Below are 24,937 nucleotides of genomic sequence, written 5' to 3' on the forward strand. Positions count from 1 at the left end.
CCGCACTAACCGAGGAGTGACCATGTTCGACAGGGAACCGGACTCGGTGCTGGGGCCGTTCTCCTCCCCCTGCGCCAAAGCGACGCCGTGGGCATCGGCGTTGGCGGTCCTCGGTGAGGCGGAGGTGTTCTGGCTTTCAACGGTACGACCCGATGGACGACCGCACGTGACCCCGCTCCTGGCAACGTGGAGTCTAGCTGGCATGTGTTTCACGACGGGCGAGGAGGAACGCAAGGCGCACAACCTCGGGCACAACCCGCGCTGCGTGCTGACGACGGGCACGAATGCTCTGACCGGTGTAGACGTAGTGATCGAGGGAGTTGCGTCAGTCGTAGCCGAGCGTTCCGAGCGTCAGCAGGCCGTCGCGGACCTTGAGCGCAAGTACGGCCCCCTCCTGACCAGCCCCGACGGTTCCTGGTATCGGCTCGGCGAGGCCGTCATCGCCGGCAACGTCAAGCTGTTTCGCGTGACACCGAGCGTCGGATTTGCATTCGGCAAGCTACCTACGCCCAGTCAGACTCGCTACACGTGGAGACGATGATGTCTTCACTGCAGCACAAGGTCCAGAGTGTCCTCGACGAGTTGATTGCTACCGGAGCCGAAACCGGTTTGCAGGTGGCCGTTTACCACCGCGGCGCCCTCGTGGTCGACGCCGTCGCCGGCATCGCCGACAGCCAGACCGGACGTAGGGTGACGCCGCGGACTCCGTTCTTCAGCTTCTCCGCCGGCAAGGTCATGACATCAACGATCGCTCATCTGCTTGTCCGGACCGGTGCAGTCGGATATGACACCCCACTGGCCGAACTGTGGCCGGAGTTCGGTACCCACGGCAAGGCGCCGGCGACTCTTCGACACGTGCTCACACACTCGGTCGGCGTTCCGGCGATGCCTCGCGTGATCGGCCCAGCCGATCTTGCTGACTGGTCGCGGGTATGCGATGCGATCGCCGACGCCGAACCACGGTGGCCACCCGGCGAGAAGACGGGGTATCACGCGTTCACCTTCGGCTTCCTTGTCGGAGAGTTCGCACGCCGAGCCGCCGGCAAACCGATGCGAGACCTCTTACACAAGTGGGTCAGCCTACCCATCGGCCTCGACGGCGACCTCTACTTCGCTGTGCCCGCAAGCGATTTGGCCCGGCTGGCACGACTCGAAGACACTGCAATACCGGTCGCACCACCGGACGGCGATGCGATTCTTGCGCCGTGGGAACGTCAACCGACCGCGGCTTTGGGCAATAGTCCCACGATCCTGCAAGCCGACATCCCGTCGGTCGGCACCTTCACCGCGCGCGGAATCGCTGCCATGAACGCCGCGGTTCTCGACGGCCGACTCATCGATTCACACCAGCTCCAAGCGATGACGGCGGTGGCCTTCGAGGGCACTGACGAGGTCTTCGGTAACCATGCGCGGCTGGCGCTGGGCTACCCGCTGGGACGCATCGACACTCAGCCGGAGCAGGCACCGACCACGTTCGGCTGGGTCGGCGGAGGCGGCAGCTACGTGTATGCCGACACCGCCACCGGAATTTCCTTCGCTATGACCAAAACCCGGCTGACCCCTCACTTCGACACCGCGCAACGACTCGCAGGCCTCGTCGCAGACCAGCTCAACGCAACTACTTGAGCAGCGAGCACGCGATCTTCCGAAGACACAGTCTGCAGCTTCTCGGTATGGCACTGTGGGCGTGTGGCGGAGGTTCCACGCCGAACGCTGAGCCGTGGCGCGAAATTGGCGGGGTTGTCGCTCGGGGCGGCCGGGCGGGCAGTGGTCGGATGGGGCCAGCGTCTGGGCGGTGCCGACGCCGATCTGATTCGCCAGCAGTGGTCATCCCGCAGTGCCGAACAGATCTTCGCTGTGCTTGGCGAGCTCAAGGGCGGGGCGATGAAGTTCGGCCAGGCGATGAGCATCTACGAGGCGGCGATACCCGAGCAATACGCGGAACCGTATCGACACGCGCTGACGCGACTGCAGGCCGAGGCTCCGCCGATTTCGGCCACCCGAGTGCACCGCGTACTCGCGGCGCAATTGGGTACGCGCTGGCGCGCACGGTTCGGCGAGTTCGACGACGTGCCCGTCGCGGCCGCCAGCATCGGACAGGTACATCGGGCGGTATGGCATGACGGCAGGCCGGTGGCCGTGAAGGTCCAGTACCCGGGCGCCGATACCGCGCTGATGTCCGACTTGCGTCAACTCGGCCGGTTCAGCCGGCTGGCCGAGCCGTTGTTTCCCGGTTTGGCAGTGCAAGAGGTGATCGAGGAACTGTCTGCCCGAATGGCCGAAGAACTCGACTATCGGCACGAGGCGGACATTCAACGCGCGTTCGCCGCAGCCTTCGCCGAAGACGCACAGTTCGTTGTGCCCCGCGTCGTGGCGTCGGCACCAAAAGTACTGGTGAGCGAATGGGTCACCGGCCAACCGTTTTCGGAGCTGATCAGCGACGGCGATCAGGCCACCAAGAACCATGCTGCTCGGCTCCTGTTCGAATTCTGTGGCGCATCGATGTCGCGCCTCGGGCTGCTGCATGCCGATCCGCATGCCGGCAACTACCAACTAACCCCGGACGGTCGGCTCGCGGTCGTCGATTTCGGCGCAGTAGCCACCGTCCACAAGTCGGCGTTGGTGTTTCTGGACGATATCCGGCTGGCTGAGCTGGCCAAATCCGTACAGCTGGCCGACATACCGGACCCGGAGCTGCAGGCGCTGGTGCTCTCCGAACTCGCCAAGGCACTCAATGCCGTCGGGTTCAGCGATTCAGATACCGAGGTGAAGCCGGAAGACGTCATGTCGTACTTTGGACCGTTCACCGAACCCCTACTTGCACAACGCTTTCAGTTCAGCCGGCGCTGGCTGCGGGATGTGGCCCCGCGTGTCCCGGGTCTCGCGAGCGGCCCCGACTTTCTCGGCGGCGCTGTACTCACCATCCCCCCAGAACACGCGCTGATGTTCCGAACCATCGCCGGCATCCTTGCCGTTGCCTGCCAACTCGAAGCCGAGGTGGCACTGCGCGATATCGTGACCCGCTGGTATCCCGACTTCGAAAACCCAAAAATCCCAACGGACATCGCCGATGCACTGGGAATCATCTGACGCTCGCAGCCCAGCATTCCCTGCGTCCAGATCTGAACCGCGCTCGTCGAACAACTATCACGTTTAGGCGATGGGACGCTCAGCGGTTAAGTGTGAACGTAAAGTCCCCGACTCGCTCGCCTCTCAACGGAACTGACAACATAAGCCTCCCTGCGGCAACCAATCTCGCGACCTCGGACTGCCGAAGGCCGAAGCCGTCCGCGATCACTTTGATGGGCCGGATCGGGATGCGCGCGGCGAGGCGAACTGACACATCGATCACGGAGTCGTCGGGACGATCCGCTCCGTCGACATCCACCCGCCAGGCGCCGTCCCAATCGAGTGCTATGCGGTTCCGGCGAAGGATTGCCGGGATCTGGAGCAACTCATGTGCGAGCGCAAGGTCGTTGTCATGCAACCTGTCGAGCGGCAGTCGCACCGATCGCACGTGCACGCGCTCCAAGACCGAGAGTTTTGCAGTGTCACCACACCCCGTACAAATCGCAAGGAGCCAGACGTCAATGCGTTTGTGGTGGGCGTTGACGCGAAATTTGCCGGTTGTGCGGAACCGCTCGGAACGGCACGCGTGGCAGCGGCGGACAATGAGCGGCAGGCGAATGGGCACAATGGCCCAGATTTTGGGCACGGGGAACACACCTGTAAGTGAGAGACGAGCAGCAACGAACTGCGCTGCGCCAGATAGCGACGCGCGACCGATCAGCCTCGGACAAGTCTCACAAGGTGTACAACGGCATGCTCTCCCATTAGATGATTCGGTTCGGCAGGATGCTAGCGATGTGAAGGCACTTCCGCCAACAGTTTTCGGAGCACAGGACCGCGCGTACCGGAGTCGTTGACCGTGATTTCGAGCTGAGTCGGTTGCTCAGGCTCCGACGGCTGCCAACCAGTCGCTGTAGAAGAGCGCGACGCCGAGGCCGCACGTGATGGCGGTGACGAGCCAGAATCGAATGGTCAGTGTGTTCTCTGGCCAACCCATCAGCTCGAAGTGGTGATGGAGCGGGGTCATGCGAAACACCCGCCGGCCGGTGGTGCGGAACGCTGCGACCTGGATGACGACCGAGGTCACCTCGGCGACGAACAAGGCGCCGAGGATGATGGCCAGGATCTCGGTGCGACTGGTCACCGAGAGGCCCGCGATGATGCCGCCCAAGGCCAGCGAACCGGTATCGCCCATGATGATCTTGGCGGGTGCGGCGTTCCACCACAGGAATCCGATGCAGGCGCCGGTGGTCGCCGCCGCAACGAGCGCCAGATCGAGCGGATCGCGGACGAGGTAGCAACCGGAGCCTGGGGTGACCGAACATTGGTTTCGGAACTGCCAGAAGGTGATGAGCACGTAGGCAGCCGTCACCATCGACATGGCACCTGCGGCAAGCCCGTCCAGGCCGTCGGTGAGGTTGACGGCATTCGACCAAGCAGAGACGACGACGATGCAGAACAGCACGAACACCACGGGCGTCAGCGTGAACACGGCGATGTCGCGGACATAGGAAAGCTCGACGCTGCCCGGCGAGAGACCGTCGGTGTTGCGGAACTGCAGCGCGAGCACACCGAAGAGGACCGCTGCGATCAGTTGCCCAGCGCTCTTGGCCCTCTTGTTCAAGCCGAGATTTCGTGAGTGCCGCAATTTGACGTAGTCGTCGGTAAATCCGACCGCGCCCAGTGCGGTGGCCAGCCCGAGGACGAGCAGCCCAGAGGCCGACGGGCCTGCACCACCGAACGCCAGCCCGATCAGATTCGTGCCGAGATAGCTCGCCCAGATCGCGGCCAGGATCGAGAGGCCGCCCATCGTGGGCGTTCCGCGCTTGCGCTGGTGACTCTCCGGGGCTTCGTCACGGATTTCCTGGCCGAACCCCAAGCGGGTGAACATCAGGATCAACAGAGGGGTCAGGACAAGCGCGACCGCCAAGGCCAGCCCCGCGGCGATGAGTATCTGTGTCACAGACCGACGCCGCCTGCCGACGTGCAGTTCGGCCGACGGCAGCTACGCCGCATCTGATCCCCCATCGGGCCAGTATGGCGTAACGTCCCCTACCCCACTGGCGACGGCCTCTCAGCGATGACCCGAGAATCCGTCGCGGTTAGACCGCCGTCGTGCGTCACGTGCCTCTCCGCTTCCTTGGCCGCCTCACCGGCTCGAATGGGGCGAGGAGGAATTCGTCGACGAACCTGGCGAATGTGTCGTCGACATGTGCGGGGTCGTCGGCGGTGAAGTACTCGATGATGAATCCCTGGAAGGCCGCGAGCGCTATGCGTGAGCGAGTTTCGGCCACATGGGTGGGCATGCCGAGCGCTTCGAGGCGGGCTTGCGAATTGCGGGTGAGCAACGACAGGGTGTCCCAGGTGTATTCGCGATAGGGGCTGTCGACCCCGCAGGCGGCACCGAATACCTGCAGGACAACACGTAGGTTGTCGCGGCGCTCACCACGAGTGCAGGCATGCCAGTCGTCGAAACACCACTGACGGTGGGCTTCTACGGAAGCCGGGAGTTCCACGTCGTCGGTCTCGGGTATCGCTGCGCGCTGTTGGCGAACCATCACCTCGAGAATCAACTGCTCCTTGCTTCCGAAGTAGTACACGAGCATGCGTGCGCTGGTGCCCATTTCAGCGGCAAGCGTTCGTAGTGAGGTGTCGATGACGCCGGTGCGCGCGAGAACGACGCCCGCGGCGGCGAGCAGTTCTTCACGTTTGGCATGGTCGATCGGACGCGGCACGCTTGACTGTAACATCTGCTTCAGATATTGGTTGTCCAATGGGAGGGAACATAATTCAGGCGGCTGCGCGGTGACGGCAGTCAGCGACACCCTTGCTGATGGCGCCACGACCGACAACGACAACGTCCGCAGCGCGCAGCGTCGCGGCGTACGGTTGGCGCGTTGGGTTGCGATCGTCGCAGGGCTTGCCGGTTTCGTCGCCAGTGCGTTGATCCCTGTTCTGCCTGTCGTCCAGACAACCGCGACGCTGAACTGGCCGCAGCAGGGACAGCTGGGAAGTGTGACGGCACCGTTGATCACGTTGACCCCGTTGTCGCTGAGCATGTCGATCCCGTGTGAGGTTGTCGACGCCATGCCCCGATCGGGCGGACTGGTGACCGGCACCGCACCGGCGGCCGGCAAGCAGGCAACTCTCAACGGCCTGTTCGTGACGGTGACCGAGCAACGAGTCGACGTGATCGTGCGCAATGTGGCCGTGCTGAGCGTGCCGCGGTCGCGTATGGCCGAGCCGGGGTGTCAGCGCCTCGAGGTGTCGTCGTCTGAGGCAGGCACATTCGCCGCGGTCGTCGGTCTCACCGATTCCGGCGCAGACACTCCGCTGCGCGGCGGGTTCGCCGATCCGAACCTCCGGCCACAGATCGTCGGTATCTTCACCGATCTGACCGGTCCTGCCCCGCCGGGTCTGTCGGTGTCCGCGGCGATCGACACGCGCTACACCAGTTCGCCGACGCTGCTCAAGCTGCTCGCGATGGTTGTAGGGATTGCCGCCACGGCGTTGGCCTTACTGGCACTGTGGCGCCTGGACCGCCTCGACGGCCGCCGCGCACGCCGGCCGATCCCGACGCGCTGGCGGACGTTCGCCCCCGTCGACGCGACCGTCATCGTCGTGTCGGTGGCATGGTTCGTCTTCGGTGCCGGATCCTCCGATGACGGTTACCAGTTCGAAATGGCCAATGTCTCAGGGCATGCCGGCTACATGTCGAACTACTTCCGATGGTTCGGCAGCCCCGAAGATCCTTTCGGCTGGTACTACCACCTGATCGCCGCCATGACTCACGTCGACCAGGCGAGCGTGTGGCTTCGGCTACCCGATCTGGTGTGCATGCTCGTCTGTTGGCTGCTGTTGTCACGAGAAGTGTTGCCTCGCTTGGGTCCGGCGGTCACCAACAACAGAGCCGCGGTGTGGGCGGCCGCGCTGGTTCTGATTGCGGCGTGGATGCCGTTCAACAACGGGCTACGCCCCGAAGGGCAGATCGCCACCGGTGCGCTCATCACCTACGTGTTGATCGAACGCGCCATCATCTCCAGCCGCGTCACCCCCGCCGCGTTGGCCGTCGTCGTCGCGGCGTTCACATTGGGAATCCAACCCACCGGTTTGATCGCCGTGGCTGCCCTACTGGCCGGCGGTCGTCCCCTGCTACGTGTCATTGTCAAACGATCACGGGTGGTGGGGATCTGGCCGATCCTGCTGCCGATAGCCGCGGCCGGGTTCGTGGTGTTGACGGTGATCTTTGCCGACCAGACCTTCGCCACTGTGCTGGAAGCTACCCGGGTGCGTACCGCGATCGGCCCCAGCCAACCCTGGTACACCGAGAACCTGCGCTACTTCTATCTGATCCTGCCCACCATCGATGCCGCACTGTCGCGACGATTCGGGATCCTGATCACGATGGCATGCCTAGTACCGTCGATGCTTCTGATGTTGCGCCACAAGCGAATACCCGGCGTCGCGCGCGGACCGGCGTGGAGATTGATGGGCACCATCCTCGCGACGATCTTCCTGCTCACCTTCACCCCCACCAAGTGGATTCACCACTTCGGCCTGTTCGCCGCTGTCGGTGCTGCGATGGCCGCGTTGGCCACTGTCCTGATGGGTGCGACGGTTTTGCGCTCACAACGCAACCGGCTCGCGTTCCTGGCCACCGTATTGTTCGTCGTGGCGCTGTGTTTCGCCTCCACCAACGGTTATTGGTATGTCTCCAGCTATGGGGTGCCGTTCAACAACAGCAGCCCACATTGGGGACCCATCACCCTAAGCGGCATCGCGTTCGCCGCGTGCCTGCTCACCGCTGCATACGCCGGATGGCTCCACTTCAGCGCCTCCCGGCGTCCCGAATCTCGACTCAGCCGTGCCCTGACCGCCGCCCCCATTCCGTGGGCGGCAGCGCTCATGGTCGTTGTGGGCCTGGGATCCATGCTTACCGGCGCGGTCCGCCAATACCCGTCCTATTCCAACGGATGGGCCAACCTGCGCGCGCTGGCCGGCGGTTGCAGCTTGGCCGACGACGTCCTCGTCGAGCCCGACCCCAACCGCGGCTTCCTCACGGCGGTGCGCAACCCGGTGGAGCCGCACGGCCCGCTCGGCGGAACACGGCCGATCGGTTTCCACCCCAATGGAATCCCTGCACACACGCTTGCCGAGGCGATCTGGCAGAGCAGGCCAAAACATGGAACCGACTCCGACTGGGACACCCCCACCGCCCTCGACCGGCCCGGCGTCAACGGTTCAAGCGTTCCGCTGCCCTATGGACTCGACCCCGCCCGCGTGCCGGTGGCCGGCAGCTTTACCGCCGGCGCCCAGCAGACCGCCACCGCGGTATCGGCGTGGTACGAGCTGCCGCCCGCCGACTCCGCCCACCCACTTGTCGTGATCACCGCGGCGGGCACCATCACCGGAGACAACGCGCAGTCCGGACACACCGATGCCGAGACGGTCGCCCTGGAATACGCCCCACCGGGCCCCGACGGCACACCCCAGGCCGCCGGCCGGCTCGCCCCCTACGACATCGGACCCCAACCCGCATGGCGCAACTTACGATTCCCCCGAGCCGACATTCCCGGTGATGCGCAGTACGTGCGGATCGTGGCCGACGACCGATCACTCGACCCCGGTGACTGGGTCGCGTTCACCCCGCCGCGCGTCCCCGAGTTGCGCTCCCTTCAGGAGTTCCTCGGCAGTCAGCAGCCGATCCTGCTCGACTGGGCCGTCGGACTGGTGTTCCCCTGCCAGCAACCCATGCTCCACGCCAACGGCGTCACCCAGGTCCCCCACTACCGCATCTCACCGGACTATCCGGCCAAGATCGAGATGCCCGACACTTGGCAATCCGGTGAAAACGGCGGACCGATCGGCATTACCGACCTGCTGCTGCGCGCACACGTCATGCCCAGCTACCTCAACCGCGACTGGGGCCGTGACTGGGGATCGCTCCGTCGCTTCGACACCATCGTCGATGCTCCCGAAGCCCACCTCGACCTCGCCACCGCCACCCGCAGTGGGCTGTGGAGCCCCGGCCACATCCGCATCGGCCCCTGACCGGAGATTTTGCGCAATTTCGGTAGCAAGGCGATGAGTCACGGTGCGCAGCGGAGTCTGAACAAGCATGACGATCACAACGAGAGTGCTGAGTGTGTCGGTTCCGGTGTCTGACCAGGACGCCGCACTGAAGTTCTACACCGAGGTGCTGGGATTCGAACTCCGCACCGACGTGGAGGTGTGGCCGGGTGCGCGCATGGTCGAGGTCGTGCCGCCGGGAACGAACGTCTCCCTGGTCCTCCTGCCACCCGACAGCCAGATCCCGATCGCGATCCGGATGGGCATACCCGATGCACAACAAGCTCACGACACAGTTCGGGAAGCCGGAGTCACGCTGCACAACGCGGAGCTCGTCCGGATCGAGGGAATTCCGGCGATGTTCTCCTTCACCGACCCCGACGGCAACGGCTTGGTCTACCTGGAGGACACGCAAGGACCACGATCATCATGACGAAACCGCAGGCCTTGAACATCACCTTCACCGCTCGTCTCGGCAAAGTACGTCCAGGAGACACCTGGACCTGCGTGCAACTACCTGACTCGGCGACGATCTTCGGCACCCGAGGTCTGGTCAAGGTCGCCGGCACCATCGAGGGTCAGCCCTTCACCGGAGCGTTCATGGCACTGGGCGACGGAACCCACAAACTTCCGGTCGCGGCTGCCATCCGCAAGGCCATCGGGAAAAGCGACGGTGACGACGTGGCGGTCCACCTCACCGAGCGGTTGAACTGATCCGACGCCGTAGCAACGCATTTCGGTGGAATACCCGGTTCATAGCCGGCGAGCCGCTTATGCCCTCGCGGGTAGTTCCACCGTGATGCACAGCCCGCCGGCGGGCCGGGGCGTGATGGTGAGGGTGCCGTCATGTGACTGCGTGATGCTGTTGACGATTGCCAGACCGAGGCCGACGCCGTCATGGTCGGTATGTATGCGCTCGGCGCCCCGCTGAAACGGCTCCACAAGAGTCGAAACCAGTTGTGGGGAAAGCTTTTCACCGGTGTTCTCGACAATGAGCACCACATTGTTGGCGCGGACGCCGGTCGTGACACATGCGGCACCGGACTTAGGCAGGTTATGCACGATCGCGTTGTGCAGCAGGTTCGTTGCAAGTTGGAGGAGGAGCGCGGGTGACCCGGTGGTGAGGGCCAAGTCGCCGGAGGTCTCAAGGGTGACGCCATGTCGTTCCGCGAGAGGCAACAGTGTTTCCGCGGCTTCTTCGGCGATGAGCGATAGGTCGACATGTTCTCGGGCGAAGGATCGTTGATCAACGCGGCTGAGTAGCAGCAGCGCTTCGGTGAGGTCGATTGCTCGGGTGTTTACGACGTGGAGGCGTTCGATCAGTTCGCCGGTATCGCGGTTGTGGTCCTGACGGGCCACGTCGAGCAGCGTCTGCGTGATGGCCAGCGGCGTGCGCAGTTCATGCGAGGCGTTGGCTGCGAATCGCTGTTGTTCGGCGACGTGGGCTTCGAGCCGTTCGAGCATGGTGTCGAAGGCGTCGGCGAGTTCGCGTAACTCATCTCTGCGTCCGGGCAACCGGATGCGGTGCGACAGTGAGCCTTTCGAGGCCAGCCGGGTCGCGGCAGTGATGCGCGTCAGGGGCGCGAGCATCCGGCCGGCCAGCAGCCACCCGCCCACGAGACCGAACACGAGCAGAAACGCCATCACGGCGGCGGCTCTCGGCGCGAAAACGTGTAGGAGCCTGGACCGGATGGGAAAGACATCATTTGGGAACTCGATGTCAGTGCTGCCCGGGATGATCATCATCCGGTCCGGCACGTACCGCAGCAGAAACACCCACACGGCGGCGAGCATCAAGGCGCCGGCGAGCATGAGGAACCCGGCGTAGCTCAGGGTGAGTTTGAGGCGAAGACTCAATCCTGGGGCTCTATCCACGCTCGGCTCCTTCGCGTCCGGTTCCGGCGGTGTCGATGCGGTACCCGACGCCGGGCACGGTCGCGATGATCCATGGCTCGCCGAGGCGTTTGCGCAGCGCGGAAACGGTGATACGCACGGCGTTGGTGAACGGGTCCGCGTTCTCATCCCACGCACGCTCCAGGAGCTCTTCAGCGCTGACGACACCGCCGTCGGCAGCGACGAGAACCTCGAGCACCGCGAACTGTTTTCGGGTGAGCGCGACGTAACGGCCATCGCGGTAGACCTCGCGGCGGAACGGATCGACCCGCAGGCCCGCGACCTCCCGCACCGGCGGCCTGCTCTGCGCGCGCCTGCGGTCGAGTGCCCGAAGCCGCAGCACGAGCTCACGCAGATCGAACGGCTTGGTCAGATAGTCGTCGGCGCCGAGCCCGAACCCCGAGGCCTTGTCATCGAGCCGGTCGGCGGCGGTCAACATCAGGATCGGGGTGCCACGACCCGAGGCGACGATGCGTTCGGCGATCTCGTCGCCTGAGGGGCCAGGAATGTCGCGATCGAGTACGGCGATGTCGTAGGAATTGATGTTCAACAACTCCAGCGCGGTGTCCCCGTCACCGGCGATGTCGGCGGCGATCGCCTCCAGGCGTAGACCATCGCGGATAGCGGTTGCCATGTAGGGCTCATCCTCGACCACCAACACACGCATCCTTCAAACCTACGAGCCGCCCTATATCGTCGGCATATCGAAAATCGCATACGCGCTGACAACACGACCGGGCGTTGACTGGCGGCCATGACAAAACACAACTCAGCACACACCCACCGACCGCTCGTCACCCTCGCCATGACCGCCTTGATCGGCTCGGCTGGTTTGGCCATCGCCGCGCAGGCTGTCGCTGACCCTGCCAGTCGAGATCAGGCAGTGAAGTACTCCGAGTGCATGCGGGCCAACGGCGTCGCGGACTTCCCGAATCCGAACGCAGACGGCGCGATCCCTTACGCCGGAGTCTCGGTGTCAAAGGCGACGTGGGTGAACGCCGTCGGTGCGTGCGCGAATCTGCAGCCGCCGGGCTGGTCGACCGACGCACACCGCACTCCCGCTCAGCAGGACGCTGCGCTGAAATTCGCTCAATGCGTGCGCGACAACGGGGTGCCGGACTTCCCTGACCCGGCTACTGCACGTGACCCCCTCATCGACACCTCGAAGATGCGCGGCGATGTGAGCGCCCGCAGCATTCCCGAACTTCAGCCCGCGGTGGAGGCCTGCCACAGCTTCTTCACGGCCGCGCTTCCAGGGCCACTGGGAACCGGACAGCCGGGCTGAGACACGTAAATGCTGCGGAACGGCCCATGCCGGTAGCGATCAGCAGTTGGTCATCGAACACCGCCGCGTTGCTCAACTGACCCAAGGTACGTCTTCGATATTCGGTTTCACGCAATAGCCTGGGCATATGTCTGTCGCCGGTGGCTCATCGCGCACACGTTCTGCTCAGATTCTGTGCGGGGTACTCGCCGGGCCGTTCTTTGTCATGGCATTCACCGTGATCGGTGCCGCCAGTCGCGGCTACGACTGGCGGCGCTATCCGGTCAGTTCGCTCGCGATCGGTCCTGCAGCGCGAACTTCCCACCCCGGCGGACTGGCACGGGACGGCTCCACGATCTCTTCGGGCTACCGGTATTCGCAGGCATTCCCATCGCCGGTCTGGCGAGTGCGGCAACCGCTGTCCGGAGCAGCGACTACCGCTGGGCCTGCTGCTCCGCAGGCACGAGCACGGCGATGGCCGGCAGTTTGGTTCTTTTCGGCACCGCGATCAGAGGTCGGTCCAGGCTTCGCGGCAAAAGTGGGATACCGCAGCGCATCTCGATCGCGATAGGACTCGGATGGCTGAGCTCGTTGTCACTTCGCAACTTGCGCCGGGTTACCGCAACGAATTCCTGACCTGCACGATGCGCTCGGGGTTTGACCTATCCACGACGACGGGAATGCGCTGTTTCGCAGCGTTGAAGACGGCTTACGATCGTATTCGGTGGAAAACGTTGAACATGCCGATCCCGCAGGGCCACGGCTGCCGGTCGCGCCCGGATACCTACGCGCGGTACCTGTCGCGGTGAGGTGCCGGTGACCGTCGACGACGACCTCGACTCGCTTTACCGCCTGCGGCCGGAGGAATTCACCGCCCGGCGCAAGGAACTCGCGGCAGCAGCACGCAAACGCGGCGATGCCGAGGGCGCCAAGGTGATCGCCGCGGCGCGTCGACCGACGACCGCGGCGTGGGTGGTGAACCTGCTCGCACTGACGGACGCGACGGTGGTGCCGAGATTGACCGAACTGCACGAAGCCCTACGCACCGCGCACACAGAGATGGACGGACAACGGATCCGCGAACTGTCCACGGCACAGCGGAAACTTGTACAAGAGCTCTCCCGCGCCGGATTTGCGGCCGCCGCTGCGCGAACCGACGGCGGCGTTGCGCGACGACGTCACAGGCACGCTGCAGGCCGCCGTTGCCGATCCCGAGGTCGCCGCGCGTTTGGGCCGATTGTCCAAAGCTGAAGAGTGGTCCGGCTTCGGTGACTTCGGAGCCTCCGCCACGGTGGTCACTCAGACCCGGCCCGACACCCCGTCCGCCGCGTCGGGGAGTGTCCCACAACCGTCCACGAAGAAGAAGGACTCCCGCCCGAACGTCGCCGCGGTCGAAGAGGCCAGGCACACTCGCGACGTCGCCGAATCCGAGCTCAACGAGGCACGCGCCGCGCACGACGACGCGCTCATCACCGTGACCGAGCGTGGAGACAAGGTCGCGACAGCACGCCGGCGCTACGAAAAACAGCTCGAGATCCTCGCCGCCGCGGAGCGTGACCTCGAAGCAGCCGCTGCGCAGCTCGACGATGCGCAGCGGTCGGCGAACGAACTGCAGAACAGAGTGCGAACCGCTCAATCAGCTATGACGCAAGCGCAATCGCGATTGGACCGCCTCACGGACGGCTGATCGTACGGTCGTGACTCGCAGCAGTTACATGTCATGTGAATGGTATTGACATATCGATCGAATGGTATGTAACTTGCAATCGTGACTCCAGAACTTCGTAGAACTCAGGCTGAACGTCGAGCCGAAACGGAGTCGCGCCTGCTCGCCGCGACGATCAGCTGTTTGGTGGACCGGGGGTACGCCAACACCTCGACCCGCGATATCGCGAGACGGGCTGGCGTAACGCTTGGCGCTCTACAACACCATTTTTCGGGCAAGGCCGATCTGATGGCGGCAGCGGTCAAGGCCCTCGGAAATCAAATGGCAGACGAGTTCATGATCGAGGTGAACGCCTCAGGTAGTCCGAGCGAACGGATCGCTCAACTTCTGGATCGGGTGTGGCAAGCACATCGCGGGCCGCTGTTCACTGCGGGTTTGGAGCTGTGGGTGGCGGCACGCACCGATGCGACATTGCGTGAGGCAATGAATGATGTCGCCGACTCGCAGGCGCTGCGCGTTGTCGAAGGAACTGTTGGCGCCTTCCCGGAACTCGCAGCAACCCCCGGATTTGCCGAGGCGGTAACGATCGGCTTGGCGACATTGCGGGGATTGGCGATGTCGGATTTGGTCGGCAGCGTCGACCCGGATGTTCTTTGGGCCGTCGCAAAACCGCAGATGCTCAAGAGTTTTCAAGATTCTCTGTTTGGCGCGCCGGCGCCAGGCAGCTGACCTGGCGGCGGAGGACAAGCACCCACGTCGTTTGGATCGCAACTACGAGTGGAGGTTTTTCGATGACCGAACCCAGCGCGCAACTGGCTTCCTATAGAAACCCGGGCGGTGTAGTGCCCGACCGAGTCAACTGGCGCGAACTGTTGTCGTGCTGGCGAACCTTGATCGAACCAGGCAAAGATCTGAACAGGCTCTACGAAATGCTGGTGACGGTTCAAGCCCCAGCCGGTGCACGCACATACCATCGGGTGAGGGCGCATCCCAACGGCCGCAGGATCTTTGAGAATAAGCCCGATATCCTCGCGCGCTTGAATGACGACGACTATCTGGCCTCCCTGCCGGTGGGCAGCGTCGGACACGCATTCCGCTCCTTCTTGACGACGAACCGCCTCGACGCCGGTGTGTACAGCGAAGCTGTCATCCGGCCCATAGCCCAGAAGAACAACTGGTCGGAGGACTATTACTACAGCGTGCTACGAAACACGGCGCTTCACGACGTCCTTCACACGATCACGGGTTACGGCCCAGACGCGGCAGGTGAGGCGCTCGCCCTCGGGTTCTTTTGCGGCCAAACCGAGCCGGCTGGGCCGATTCGGTTGGCAGGCCTGACTCTCACTCTCATCACGCCAGGAGCGTCACTTCGCCACAAACTGCGCTGCTTTCGGGAAGCTACTGAGCGGGGACGCCGCGCAGACAACATCTTCGCCGCCCCCTGGGAAGAACTGCTGGACAAGCCCCTTGCTGAAGTCAGAGAGCTCCTTGGCATCACATCGAAAGCGGCCGCTCATCCGAACGGCACCTGGTACACCGACTGGATGCCGGTGGGCATGAACACTCCGGCCGCCTGGGATTACGATAAGATCCTCGCCCAGACCGCGTAGCGCCATCATGCGCGCGACCCCAACGCTTTTCGAGCTCATCCGTCGTGTCAGTCCGGAGCCGTATCGGCCCGGCCAAGGTGGCGGGCGTAGAACCGAGTCGACCTGTCATGTTGGTAGTCAGGCACCGGGAAGCGCCTACCCGATTAGGCCTGCATCGTGTTCTTATCTAAGCACCGGCGTCGAACACCGCGAACCCGACGCGGCCGAACTCTTCACCGCCCCAAGGGACTTGACACTCGGCGGGTTCCCCATGCGGACGATCCCAGCGTGATGTCACGGTGCCGCGGCGCCGGTTTTTGGGATCGGTAGCACTGCCGTCGCGGTGCACTTTCCATGCACGGCAGGTGCGTCGGACAGCAACAGAAAGAGACTTGTCATGAGATTCACGTCCCGAACAAAGCGGGCCGCCACTGCCGCGCTGCTGGCCGGCGCCGGCGTAGTTGCCGGCGTGGTACTCACTCCGGCGACCGCACAGGCCGACCCCGGCAGAGCCACTGGACCCTTCACATGGTGTCCCGGCCAGCATCAGGGTTTCGCCGGCTCAGGGCCCGGCCGCCCCAACTGGGATTGGAACGTGTGCCACACCTACTGGTGGGTGTACGGCGAGCCGGGTGGAAACGTCGCCGAGAGCGTCTGGGAGGGCGCCCTGCCGCCGGCGGAGATTCCACTGGAGAACCTCACCCGGCCGCCGGTCAACTGCGGATTGTTCTTCTGCCAAGATCCGGGCGGTCGATACACGGTCGACCCGCGCCTCCCGGCGCCGTAGCCCATCGAGTCCCGAGATCGACCGGTACCGATGAGTTTTGAGGCGGCCGTAAGTCAGTACGGGCATGGCTGACGACACAATGAAATCGACACGCACGATCGATGCACCGGTGGAAACCGTATTCGACGTGCTCGCCGACCCGACCACACATCAGGCGATCGACGGCACCGGTTGGGTGCGGGAGCCGTTCGACGGCAAGCGGCTGACCGAAGTCGGCCAGATCTTCCGGATGGCGATGTATCACGACAACTACGGGGGCATGCACTACGAGGTGGCCAACCGGGTCGAGGTCTTCTCCCCGCCGCATGCGATTGCGTGGCTGCCTGGCCAAGGCACCGACGACGCCAACCTCGACTTCGGCGGCTGGTTCTGGCGCTATGACCTCGACACGGTCGACGAAGATCGCACCGAGGTCACGCTGACCTACGACTGGTCAGCGGTGTCGCCGACAGTTCGCGAACACATCGAATTCCCGCCGTTCGACCGGCAACATCTCGACAACTCGCTCAAGCACCTCGCCGAGCTGGCACAGAGTCGGGTGTAGGTCCGCGACGCCGCCCATAACCGCGCCTCCCGCAACGGCGCGCCGCCAGAGATGTAGCCCGAAGCAGGAATGTCGGACATACTGACGCTATCGATGCCGAATCCCCGGCCACGCTTCGCGTGTAGTCCGCGCGGCGAACATTCTTCGGCCATTTCCGACACCCGGACGTTTCGTCCCGCGGTTCGAGCCTCACCGCGCGTGTCACCAATCCCGAGCTTGAACCCCATGGTCCCACCACACCCTGAATGGAGTGAAAGCCAATGACTACCAAAGTGATTACCGTCGGATCCGAGCGGGCGATCATCGAGAGCATGCTCGACCGCAACCGCGCGGCGCTCATCGAGACCGTGCGCGGACTGTCCGATGCGGATGCCCGCCGACGACTGGTCGCATCGCTGACGACACCGATGTCGTTGCTCAAGCACGCTGCTGCGGCGGAACGCATTTGGTTCCAACGGTTCTGGGCCGGACTCGACGAATCCGAGTGTGATGGGTACGCACGCCGCGACGAGGGTACTTTCGCCGTCACCGACAGCGAGTCGCTGGCAGACGTCATCACGGAATTCGAGCGGGCAAGCGAACGCTCGCGATCGATCGCGGCGCGATTCGACCTGGACGATACCAAGGAAAACCCACGCGAAGGCACGGTCAGCATGCGATGGACCCTGCTCGCGATGATCGAAGAGTTCGCCCGGCACGCAGGGCACGGCGATATCCTCCGCGAGCAGATCGAGCACGCCACACTCCAGCAGCCGAAGTGACGATCGCTGGATAACTCCTGACACCGGTGGGCGTTCTACGGGAAGACAGCCATTTCACCATGTCTTCAGCGAACGCCGCACAGGAGGAGAACACCATGAGCTTGGACAACATTTCACACCTCGGTACGCAGGGTGTCGACGAGTTGGTGCCATCGCGATATGCGGTACAGATCGGTGACATCGAGGTCCTCGTGATCAGCGACGGGGTGCTGCCGATCACCGCCTCGACGTTGGCCACCAATGCCGACTCTTCCGACCTCGCGGCCTGGCTGGGCCACAACTTCATGCCGACGGACGTGGTCGACTGGCCGCTCAATGTCGTCGTGGTGCGGAGCGGTGACCGGACCATCCTCGTCGATGCGGGGCTGGGGCTGGAGTTTCCGGGATTCCCCCGGGCCGGGCAGACGATTCGGCGGTTGGAGGCCGCCGGCGTCGACCTCGGATCGGTTACCGACGTGGTGCTCACCCACCTGCACATGGACCACGTCGGTGGGCTGCTCGCCGACGGGCTGAAAGACCGTCTGCGTCCGGACCTGCAGGTCCACACCGCCACCGCCGAGGCCGAGTTCTGGGAGGCGCCTGATTTCTCTCACACCACGATGCCGCAGCCGATTCCGGACGTGCTTCGGTCGACCGCCTCGCGGTTCCTCAACGAGTATCGCGGAAACCTGCGGACGTTCGAGTCGGAGTACGAGGTGGCGCCGGGAGTACTCGTCTCTCGTACCGGCGGTCATACCCCCGGACACAGCATCGTCCGCCTGGCATCCGGCGACGATCGGCTGACGTTCGCCGGCGACGCCGTGTTCCAGGTCGGCTTCGACGAACCGGATTGGTTCAACGGCTTCGAACACGACCCCGAGGAGGCGGCGCGAGTCCGCGTGCGCCTGTTGCGCGAGCTCGCGTCGACCGGCGAGGCGTTGGTCGCCACTCACCTACCGTTCCCGTCCGTCTGCCGGGTGGCGGTCGCGGGCAACGCTTTCCGGTGCGTACCAGACGTGTGGGACTACTGACCGCCGGCCGAACCCCGCGCTCGCGTGCTCCTGGCTCACACGCCACGGGCACGCGAGCGTGTTCATACCGGCCACATTTGACCATCGCGTCAAAATCAAAGTCGCCGTGGGGTTTTGACCGCCAACTCCGGGTGTTTCTGCCCAAATCCGTGGCGGAGCTGCGAGCATATCCCGTGACACTCTCACGAACGGTGAAACGACCTTCTGGGTCCCGGATGAAGGAGCGACAGATGAGAGTAGGCAGATCGCTGCTGAGGATTGCCGCCGGGGCCGCTGTGGCCGGAGCAGCCGTGATCGGTGCGATGGCTTCGGCGAACGCGGCCACCGGCGTCACGCCCATGCCCCTTCGTCCCCTCGCCGTCCAGGAGGATCCCGCCTGCGGGTGGCTGGGGTGGCGGCATCCGCTCTGCGGTGGAGGCGCATTCGAGACGCCGCCGGACGACGGGATACCGGGCGACAATGCGGCAGAAGGCGGCATTCCGGCCCCCGCGATGGTGCCCAACATCGACGGCAGCCTCAGCCCCCCTGGCACGCCGGGCGCGATCTGAGGGACCTGCGCCGACCTGACGCTCTCCCGCTGGCGAAATCAGTTGTGCGCGTTGGAGAATAGGCCTACGGTCAGCCTATGCCCGCTGACACACCGACGATTCTGGCCACCAGCGGCGGCATCGGCTACGGCAGACGCACTCGATTCGCGTTCACTGCCCTGACGGACTATGCCGTCGAGTTGTCCGGCGTGACCGGCCGGGCCCCACGGCTGTGCGTATTGGCCACGGCAATGGGTGACGACAAGGCTGTCCTGCACTACCTCACCGAGGCGGCGCAGGACCGCGGCTTTGCCGCTTCCCACCTGTCACTGTTCCCGATGCCGAACGTCGACGACATCACCGCACATCTCCTCGAACAGGACGTGGTGTGGGTGTTCGGCGGCAGTGTGGCCGGACTGCTGGCGATGTGGCGTTTGCACGATGTCGATACCGCCCTTCGCGTCGCATGGCAGGCGGGTGTCGTGCTCACCGGAATCTCAGCGGGGTCGATCTGCTGGCATACCGGCGGCACCACCGATTCGTTCGGGCCTGAGCTCCAACCTGTCACCAACGGGCTCGGGTTCGTGCCCTACGCCAACGGTGTCCACTACGACGCCGAGGAACAACGACGGCCGCTGCTTCGGAAGCTGATCGGCGAACGCATCCTGCCCGCTGCATACGCCACCGACGACGGAGCCGGTGTGCTGTACCGGGGCAGCTCCTTCGTTGAGGCAGTTGCCGAGAATGGCAGTGCTGGAGCGTTTTTCGTCGAGAACGTCGACAACACAGTTCTCGAAACCGCACTCGACGTCCGGAGGCTGTGAGGATGGTCAGCCTTCGGCCCGCCAATTCGGACGACTTCGAGTTCTTCTTCGCGTTGCACAAGCAGACTCTTGGTCCCTATGTGAATGAGGTCTGGGGTTGGGACGATGAGGTCCAGCGCGCCCACCTCGAACGCACCATAGACCCTGAACGCACCCAGGTGATCGTTGCTGACGGCATCGACATCGGTCGGCTCAATGTGGAAGACCAGCACGACGCGGTATTTCTGGGCCTCATCGAAATCGCCCCGGGCCATCAAGGCCGCGGTATCGGTGCGCAGCTCATCCAAGCCCTGCTCGACGACGCCTTCGCGCGGGGCAAACAGGTCCGGCTCAACGTACTGAGAGTCAACAGGCGCGCCTACCAGCTCTACCGCAGGCTCGGTTTCATCGAAGTCAGCCACGAGACCACCGCGTCCGATATCCGGTTGAGCATGCTGGCGACAGGCCCGGCGAAGACGGCTCCTGCAATCTAGATGACTACCCACGGGTCGGGAGATTGGCAGCACCCAATATCGGGAATCTCAGGGTATGGCCGAACGCGATGCGAAGGATGAACCTCCGCGGGACGACAAACAACCCGGAGTCCAGCAGACCGACGAACGGGCGCGGGCTCCTCACCCGGACGATCCGCGCAAGCCGGACTCTCCGGATGACCTCACCAAGGCATCCTGGTGGTTCGTCTTGCGGAAAACGGCGCGTGAGTTCAGCGCTGACCAATGCACTGATCTGGCCGCGGCCCTGACCTATTACGCGGTGCTGTCCCTGTTCCCCGCCCTGCTTGTGATGGTGTCCCTGCTGGGCGTGTTCGGTCAAGGTCAACGCACCACGGACGCCATGCTCGAGGCGGCCGGTGACGTGGTGCCCGACTCTGCCCTCGACATGCTCAGACAGCCCATCGAGCAGGTCGTCGAAAGCCCATCGGCAGGGATCACCTTGCTTGTCGGCGTGCTCGGTGCGCTGTGGTCGGCCTCTGGATATGTCGGCGCGTTCGGTCGAGCGATGAACCGCATCTACGAGATCGACGAGGGCCGTCCGGCCTGGAAGCTGCGACCCCAGCAATTGCTGCTCACCCTGGTCGCGTTGATCTTGGCGGCGGCGGTGGCGTTCATGCTCGCGGTCAGCGGCCCTGTCGCTGAGACCGTCGGCAACATCATCGGTTTGGGCTCCGCCGCGCAGACAGCGTGGGCGGTCGCCAAGTGGCCGGTGATACTGATCTTCGTCATGCTCGCGGTGGCCATCTTGTATTACGCCACTCCGAACGTGCAGCAGCCGAAGTTCCGCTGGCTCAGCATCGGGTCAGCTGTGGCGATCGTGGTGTGGGTGGTGGCATCCCTCGCCTTCGGGTTCTACGTCAGCAACTTCGGCAGCTACAACAAGACCTACGGTGCGCTCGCCGGTGTCATCGTGTTCCTGCTGTGGCTGTGGCTGACCAATTTGGCCTTGCTGTTCGGCGCCGAACTGGACGCAGAACTCGAGCGTGGACGGCAGCTGCAGGCCGGCATACCCGCCGAAAAGGATCTTCAGCTGCCCCCGAAAGACACCCGCGTGCTGGAAAAGAAGGAGGCCGCCGAGGAGAAGTACGTCAAGCTGGGACGCCGGCTACGCCGCGGGCGCGGTTGATCGGGCCTTCGCACGGAAGCCTGCATAGGCGAACAGAAGTCCGGTGCCGATCTCGGAGAGCGCCGTGACCCACGAGAACCACGTGACGTTGACGCGCGGCCCGGTGAGATAGCTGTCCTGAAACCCAGGCCAGAAGTTCGGCAGGAGATGCGCATACGAGAAAATCAGCGCGCTGCCGACCCCGGTGAAGATTGCAAGTTCCGGCGCTCGGCGGTGCCCGCTGAGCGCCATCGTGATCGCAGCGATCACCACGACGCCCTGCACCATGCCGCCGACCATGACGAACGTGGGTGAAGCCGACATCCCCCGCAGCAGGTGATCAACCACATGCAGGGCCCACCCGACCAGGAACGCCAACGCCGAAATACGGAAAAATCTCTGCGACCGAACTGTTGTCGATGGCATTGGTCCCCCAACCGATGTACTACGACCGATAGTAGGTGGCCGCGTGAATGCCCACAAGGCCACCGGCGTGATGAGTTTCGCGGGAGCGTCCGGTCTGTATCACCAGACGCGATCACCCCTGGAGGAACCCACCATGACGGCCACCTACACCTACGACGTGTTCTCCAGCCTCGACGGCTATGGCGCCGCGGGCGGCGACTGGACCGGTTACTGGGGCAAGCAGGGCCCCGAACTGCTCGACCGCCGCCTTTCCCTCTACAGCGAGCCGGCCCGAATGGTGTTGGGCGCCAACACGTATCGCGTATTCGCGCAGATGGTTGCTTCGAGCAGCGAGTACTCTGACGTGCGCGACCCGTGGGTGACGCGAATGCGAAACACGCCGACGACGGTGGTGTCTACCACCCTCAAGGAACCGCTCGACTGGCCGGATGCGACGGTCGTCAGCGGCAACGCCGTCGACGTCGTCGCCCGACTCAAGGAGGCGTCCGAGGTACCGCTGCGATCGCACGGCAGCCTGTCGATGAACCGGGCGCTGATGGCCGCGGGCCTTGTCGACCGCGTCCAGGTGACATTGTTCCCGGTGATCACCGCAAAGACCGGATTGAATCCGATCTTTGAGGGTGCGCCCGATTTCGACCTCGAGCTGATCGAGAGCCGAACCCTCGACGGCCACATCCAAGAGCTGACCTACCGACCCACCCTCCATGCGTGAACTGCCGCCGACCACCTGGGTCACCTCGAACTCGTGGATATCGCGTTCCAGCCGCCGCAGCGCGGTCGCCTCGGCCGAGACCGCGGCCGCCTTCTGGTCGGCCAGCACGGTTATCGTCTCGCGCATCTCAGCCAGACTCGCCAACAGGGCGCGGCTGAACGCTGCCGAAATGAGCGCGTAACCGCGAACCACAGCGGGCAACGTGAGCAGGCAAAGCAGGCCGATCGCGGTCTGCAGCCCGATCCAAGCGAAGGCGCTGTCGCCGAGTCCGATCAGTTCGGCCAACGAGTGATTGTCCGGACCGCGTGGGATGGCCGCCCACCAGGCGACGACGATGCTGAAGGTGAAGACAGCGACCGGAAAGTGAACGACGCAGCGGACGAGGTCGAGCCAGGACTGCGTCTGGCGAAGCGGGTTGACGATCCTTTTCCAGATTCCGGCGCCGGGTTGGGAAGTACGGTAGGCCGGCCTGCGTGCCGGGCGGTGCAGGACGGCCGGAAGGCGTAACCGTTCCAGATCCGCGAAGAGGCGTGCGGCCAACAGGGTCGCGGCGAGGATGGGCACGCCGACGACGATGACCAGTGTGCCCAGCCCGGCGGAGACGCCGATGACGGCGACGACAAACTTGCTGTGGCGAGTGGGAAACCGACGAGGACGTACGCCGTGTCGAGGCCGAGCTGACGGATGGAGCCGACGCGTGCGGGCGGTGCTGCGGGGGCGGCGATCACGTCGTCGACGTTAGGCGTCTGCGGCTTTGTCCGATCCGGTGCGCCCGCGATTATTCGGTAGGGCTGTCCATACCACCGAGGCCTAGCGACAGGGACAGTGTGATGCGGCTGTAGCGTGGCGACCGTGAATTCTTCTCGTGTGTCATCCTCGGTCGCGCTCCTGGGCGGCACCGCCGCGATCGTCATGACGCTCGCCGCATGCGGATCCGATCCGGCTACCCCATCGGCGAGCACCCCATCGGTCGCCAACGTCGCGACGTCGACCGTCACCGAAACGCCTGCCGCCGCGAGCACATGCCCGACGACAGCGCCCGACAGCGGCGTGGCACCGGAGTGGACCCTCCCGGGGGCCACCGGCAGCATCGCAGTCACGGGGTCCACCGACTCGACAGCGCCGAATGTCAAGGTCGAGGGACCATTCAGCGTGGCGGAGACCCAGGTGCACACACTGCAAGCCGGCTCCGGTCCGGTCGTTGCCGATACCGCCACGGTGTCGGTCTGCTACATGGGCGTCAACGGACGTGATGGGTCGGTGTTCGACAGCAGCTACGAACGCGGCGCCCCGGTCGAGTTCCCGCTCGATGGAGTCGTTCCCGGTTTCCAGAAGGCCATCGCCGGACAGAATGTCGGGTCGACCGTGGCTGTCGCGATGACCTCTGCCGACGGCTACCCCGAGGGCCAACCCGCCGCGGGAATCCAGAAGGGTGACTCCCTCATCTTCGCGATCAAGATCCTCGGCGCTTCCTGAACCGGTTGCCAAGCGCCTGATCGGCTTCGTCCGGGCCGCCACTGGGACAATGCAGGCATGGTCGAGCAGAGCATCTGGATGCGAAAGGTCGAGGCCGATCCCGGCCATTCGCAGTGGTATGTCGAACGCTTCCGTTCGCTGGCCCGTGCCGGTGAGGATTTGGCAGGTGAGGCGCGCCTCATCGATGCGATCGCGCCTCGGCGAGCGCGCATCCTGGACGCCGGGTGCGGCCCCGGCAGGCTCGGCGGATATCTGTTCGAAGCCGGTCACGAGGTCGTCGGCGTCGACGTCGACCCGGCGCTCATCGAAGCGGCCGAACAAGACCATCCGGGTCCGCGCTGGCTCGTCGGCGACCTCGCCGAGCTCGACCTGCCCGCGCGCGGCATCGCTGAACCGTTCGACGTCATTCTGTCGGCGGGCAATGTCATGACGTTCCTCGCGCCGAGTACGCGCGTCCAGGTGCTGACCCGTCTGCGCGCTCATCTATGTGGCGACGGACGCGCCGTGATCGGGTTCGGTGCCGGTCGCGAGTACGCGTTCGACCAGTTTCTCGACGACGCAGCGCAGGCCGGGTTCACCCCCGACCTGCTGCTGTCCACCTGGGACGTGCGCCCGTTCACCGACGACGCCGATTTCCTCGTCGCGATCCTTCGCCCGGCCTTCTGACGCTGCTCCCCGAGCGCGCTCAGCAGTCGAACACCGACCAGCAGACGTCGTTCAA

General features: G+C 64.5%; 28 protein-coding genes and 1 pseudogene. 22 read left to right on the top strand and 7 right to left on the bottom strand.

Annotated features, from left to right (window positions below):
* Positions 1 to 22 precede the first annotated feature (22 nt).
* From ACRCUN_RS10925 to ACRCUN_RS10935, 3 genes are all read left to right on the top strand, one after another.
* Positions 23 to 541 carry a pyridoxamine 5'-phosphate oxidase family protein gene (locus ACRCUN_RS10925; RefSeq protein WP_462141638.1) on the top strand — a complete coding sequence of 173 codons (519 nt, stop codon included), beginning with the start codon at positions 23 to 25 and terminating at the stop codon, positions 539 to 541.
* Positions 541 to 1,626 (top strand): serine hydrolase domain-containing protein, encoded by a 1,086-nt coding sequence (locus ACRCUN_RS10930; protein ID WP_462141639.1) that lies wholly within the window; start codon positions 541 to 543, stop codon positions 1,624 to 1,626. Before ACRCUN_RS10925 ends, ACRCUN_RS10930 begins: the two co-directional genes overlap by 1 nt.
* 63 nt (positions 1,627 to 1,689) lie before the next feature.
* A complete protein-coding gene (locus ACRCUN_RS10935; protein WP_462141640.1) occupies positions 1,690 to 3,090 on the top strand; it encodes an ABC1 kinase family protein in 1,401 nt (466 codons plus the stop codon).
* Positions 3,091 to 3,169: 79 nt separating this feature from the next.
* On the opposite strand, the gene ACRCUN_RS10940 is transcribed toward ACRCUN_RS10935, so the two are convergent.
* From ACRCUN_RS10940 to ACRCUN_RS10950, 3 genes are all read right to left on the bottom strand, one after another.
* Positions 3,170 to 3,715, bottom strand: coding sequence for a DUF1062 domain-containing protein (locus tag ACRCUN_RS10940; protein ID WP_462141641.1), 546 nt, complete (start codon positions 3,713 to 3,715; stop codon positions 3,170 to 3,172).
* Positions 3,716 to 3,952: 237 nt separating this feature from the next.
* The gene (gene mraY / locus ACRCUN_RS10945) at positions 3,953 to 5,032 is read right to left on the bottom strand and encodes a phospho-N-acetylmuramoyl-pentapeptide-transferase (RefSeq protein ID WP_462141642.1); all 1,080 of its coding nucleotides are present in this window, start codon (positions 5,030 to 5,032) and stop codon (positions 3,953 to 3,955) included.
* A gap of 157 nt (positions 5,033 to 5,189) precedes the next feature.
* Positions 5,190 to 5,804, bottom strand: coding sequence for a TetR/AcrR family transcriptional regulator (locus ACRCUN_RS10950; protein WP_462141643.1), 615 nt, complete (start codon positions 5,802 to 5,804; stop codon positions 5,190 to 5,192).
* Between the two features lie 154 nt (positions 5,805 to 5,958).
* Here ACRCUN_RS10950 and ACRCUN_RS10955 point away from each other — a divergent pair, with 154 nt between their 5' ends.
* The 3 genes from ACRCUN_RS10955 (at position 5,959) to ACRCUN_RS10965 (ending at position 9,852) form a co-directional block, all read left to right on the top strand.
* Positions 5,959 to 9,120 carry an arabinosyltransferase domain-containing protein gene (locus ACRCUN_RS10955; RefSeq protein WP_462141705.1) on the top strand — a complete coding sequence of 1,054 codons (3,162 nt, stop codon included), beginning with the start codon at positions 5,959 to 5,961 and terminating at the stop codon, positions 9,118 to 9,120.
* Positions 9,121 to 9,187: 67 nt separating this feature from the next.
* Positions 9,188 to 9,571 carry a VOC family protein gene (locus tag ACRCUN_RS10960; RefSeq protein WP_462141644.1) on the top strand — a complete coding sequence of 128 codons (384 nt, stop codon included), beginning with the start codon at positions 9,188 to 9,190 and terminating at the stop codon, positions 9,569 to 9,571.
* Positions 9,568 to 9,852 carry a DUF1905 domain-containing protein gene (locus ACRCUN_RS10965; RefSeq protein WP_462141645.1) on the top strand — a complete coding sequence of 95 codons (285 nt, stop codon included), beginning with the start codon at positions 9,568 to 9,570 and terminating at the stop codon, positions 9,850 to 9,852. The genes ACRCUN_RS10960 and ACRCUN_RS10965 overlap by 4 nt, the downstream gene beginning before the upstream one ends.
* Before the next feature lie 57 nt (positions 9,853 to 9,909).
* Here the strand turns inward: ACRCUN_RS10965 and ACRCUN_RS10970 are convergent, their stop codons facing one another.
* Both ACRCUN_RS10970 and ACRCUN_RS10975 read right to left on the bottom strand, forming a co-directional pair.
* A complete protein-coding gene (locus ACRCUN_RS10970) occupies positions 9,910 to 11,013 on the bottom strand; it encodes a sensor histidine kinase (protein WP_462141646.1) in 1,104 nt (367 codons plus the stop codon).
* A complete protein-coding gene (locus ACRCUN_RS10975; protein WP_462141647.1) occupies positions 11,006 to 11,698 on the bottom strand; it encodes a response regulator transcription factor in 693 nt (230 codons plus the stop codon). Before ACRCUN_RS10975 ends, ACRCUN_RS10970 begins: the two co-directional genes overlap by 8 nt.
* A gap of 87 nt (positions 11,699 to 11,785) precedes the next feature.
* On the opposite strand from ACRCUN_RS10975, the gene ACRCUN_RS10980 reads away from it, so the two are divergent.
* The 13 genes from ACRCUN_RS10980 to ACRCUN_RS11040 all read left to right on the top strand — a co-directional run bounded on the left by ACRCUN_RS10980 (position 11,786) and on the right by ACRCUN_RS11040 (position 21,623).
* Complete coding sequence (locus ACRCUN_RS10980) at positions 11,786 to 12,316, top strand: hypothetical protein (RefSeq protein WP_462141648.1); 531 nt, start codon at positions 11,786 to 11,788, stop codon at positions 12,314 to 12,316.
* Between the two features lie 174 nt (positions 12,317 to 12,490).
* The gene (locus tag ACRCUN_RS10985; RefSeq protein WP_462141649.1) at positions 12,491 to 12,931 is read left to right on the top strand and encodes a DUF998 domain-containing protein; all 441 of its coding nucleotides are present in this window, start codon (positions 12,491 to 12,493) and stop codon (positions 12,929 to 12,931) included.
* A 469-nt stretch (positions 12,932 to 13,400) separates the two neighbouring features.
* A complete protein-coding gene (locus ACRCUN_RS10990; protein ID WP_462141650.1) occupies positions 13,401 to 13,982 on the top strand; it encodes an HlyD family secretion protein in 582 nt (193 codons plus the stop codon).
* Positions 13,983 to 14,063: 81 nt separating this feature from the next.
* Positions 14,064 to 14,690, top strand: a complete 627-nt coding sequence (locus ACRCUN_RS10995; protein WP_462141651.1) for a TetR/AcrR family transcriptional regulator — start codon at positions 14,064 to 14,066, stop codon at positions 14,688 to 14,690.
* A 62-nt stretch (positions 14,691 to 14,752) separates the two neighbouring features.
* Positions 14,753 to 15,571: a Coq4 family protein gene (locus ACRCUN_RS11000; RefSeq protein WP_462141652.1), complete on the top strand. Its 819-nt coding sequence runs from the start codon at positions 14,753 to 14,755 to the stop codon at positions 15,569 to 15,571.
* 376 nt (positions 15,572 to 15,947) lie between these two features.
* Entirely contained in the window at positions 15,948 to 16,337 is a 390-nt protein-coding gene (locus ACRCUN_RS11005; protein ID WP_462141653.1) for a hypothetical protein, read from the top strand.
* Between the two features lie 64 nt (positions 16,338 to 16,401).
* Positions 16,402 to 16,881 (top strand): SRPBCC family protein, encoded by a 480-nt coding sequence (locus ACRCUN_RS11010; RefSeq protein WP_462141654.1) that lies wholly within the window; start codon positions 16,402 to 16,404, stop codon positions 16,879 to 16,881.
* Positions 16,882 to 17,141: 260 nt separating this feature from the next.
* The gene (locus tag ACRCUN_RS11015; protein ID WP_462141655.1) at positions 17,142 to 17,642 is read left to right on the top strand and encodes a DinB family protein; all 501 of its coding nucleotides are present in this window, start codon (positions 17,142 to 17,144) and stop codon (positions 17,640 to 17,642) included.
* Between the two features lie 95 nt (positions 17,643 to 17,737).
* A complete protein-coding gene (locus ACRCUN_RS11020; RefSeq protein WP_462141706.1) occupies positions 17,738 to 18,652 on the top strand; it encodes an MBL fold metallo-hydrolase in 915 nt (304 codons plus the stop codon).
* Between the two features lie 230 nt (positions 18,653 to 18,882).
* Positions 18,883 to 19,200: a hypothetical protein gene (locus ACRCUN_RS11025; protein WP_462141656.1), complete on the top strand. Its 318-nt coding sequence runs from the start codon at positions 18,883 to 18,885 to the stop codon at positions 19,198 to 19,200.
* A 77-nt stretch (positions 19,201 to 19,277) separates the two neighbouring features.
* The gene (locus ACRCUN_RS11030) at positions 19,278 to 20,003 is read left to right on the top strand and encodes a Type 1 glutamine amidotransferase-like domain-containing protein (RefSeq protein WP_462141657.1); all 726 of its coding nucleotides are present in this window, start codon (positions 19,278 to 19,280) and stop codon (positions 20,001 to 20,003) included.
* A gap of 2 nt (positions 20,004 to 20,005) precedes the next feature.
* A complete protein-coding gene (locus tag ACRCUN_RS11035) occupies positions 20,006 to 20,476 on the top strand; it encodes a GNAT family N-acetyltransferase (RefSeq protein ID WP_462141658.1) in 471 nt (156 codons plus the stop codon).
* Between the two features lie 55 nt (positions 20,477 to 20,531).
* On the top strand, positions 20,532 to 21,623 hold the full coding sequence (locus ACRCUN_RS11040; protein ID WP_462141659.1) for a YihY/virulence factor BrkB family protein: 1,092 nt from the start codon (positions 20,532 to 20,534) through the stop codon (positions 21,621 to 21,623).
* Here the strand turns inward: ACRCUN_RS11040 and ACRCUN_RS11045 are convergent.
* Positions 21,603 to 22,028, bottom strand: coding sequence for a hypothetical protein (locus ACRCUN_RS11045; RefSeq protein WP_462141660.1), 426 nt, complete (start codon positions 22,026 to 22,028; stop codon positions 21,603 to 21,605). The two genes, ACRCUN_RS11040 and ACRCUN_RS11045, sit on opposite strands and share 21 nt — an antisense overlap.
* Positions 22,029 to 22,161: 133 nt before the next feature.
* Between ACRCUN_RS11045 and ACRCUN_RS11050 the strand changes: the two genes are divergently transcribed.
* Positions 22,162 to 22,740, top strand: coding sequence for a dihydrofolate reductase family protein (locus ACRCUN_RS11050; protein WP_462141707.1), 579 nt, complete (start codon positions 22,162 to 22,164; stop codon positions 22,738 to 22,740).
* Between the two features lie 201 nt (positions 22,741 to 22,941).
* Here ACRCUN_RS11050 and ACRCUN_RS11055 read toward each other — a convergent pair.
* Positions 22,942 to 23,304 (bottom strand): annotated as a pseudogene (locus ACRCUN_RS11055) (sensor domain-containing protein); the annotation flags it as partial.
* Between the two features lie 303 nt (positions 23,305 to 23,607).
* Between ACRCUN_RS11055 and ACRCUN_RS11060 the strand changes: the two are divergent.
* Positions 23,608 to 24,216 carry an FKBP-type peptidyl-prolyl cis-trans isomerase gene (locus ACRCUN_RS11060; RefSeq protein ID WP_462141708.1) on the top strand — a complete coding sequence of 203 codons (609 nt, stop codon included), beginning with the start codon at positions 23,608 to 23,610 and terminating at the stop codon, positions 24,214 to 24,216.
* Positions 24,217 to 24,273: 57 nt separating this feature from the next.
* A complete protein-coding gene (locus tag ACRCUN_RS11065) occupies positions 24,274 to 24,882 on the top strand; it encodes a class I SAM-dependent methyltransferase (protein WP_462141661.1) in 609 nt (202 codons plus the stop codon).
* Positions 24,883 to 24,937 lie beyond the last annotated feature (55 nt).

The organism is Mycobacterium venezuelense (genome assembly GCF_054919535.1).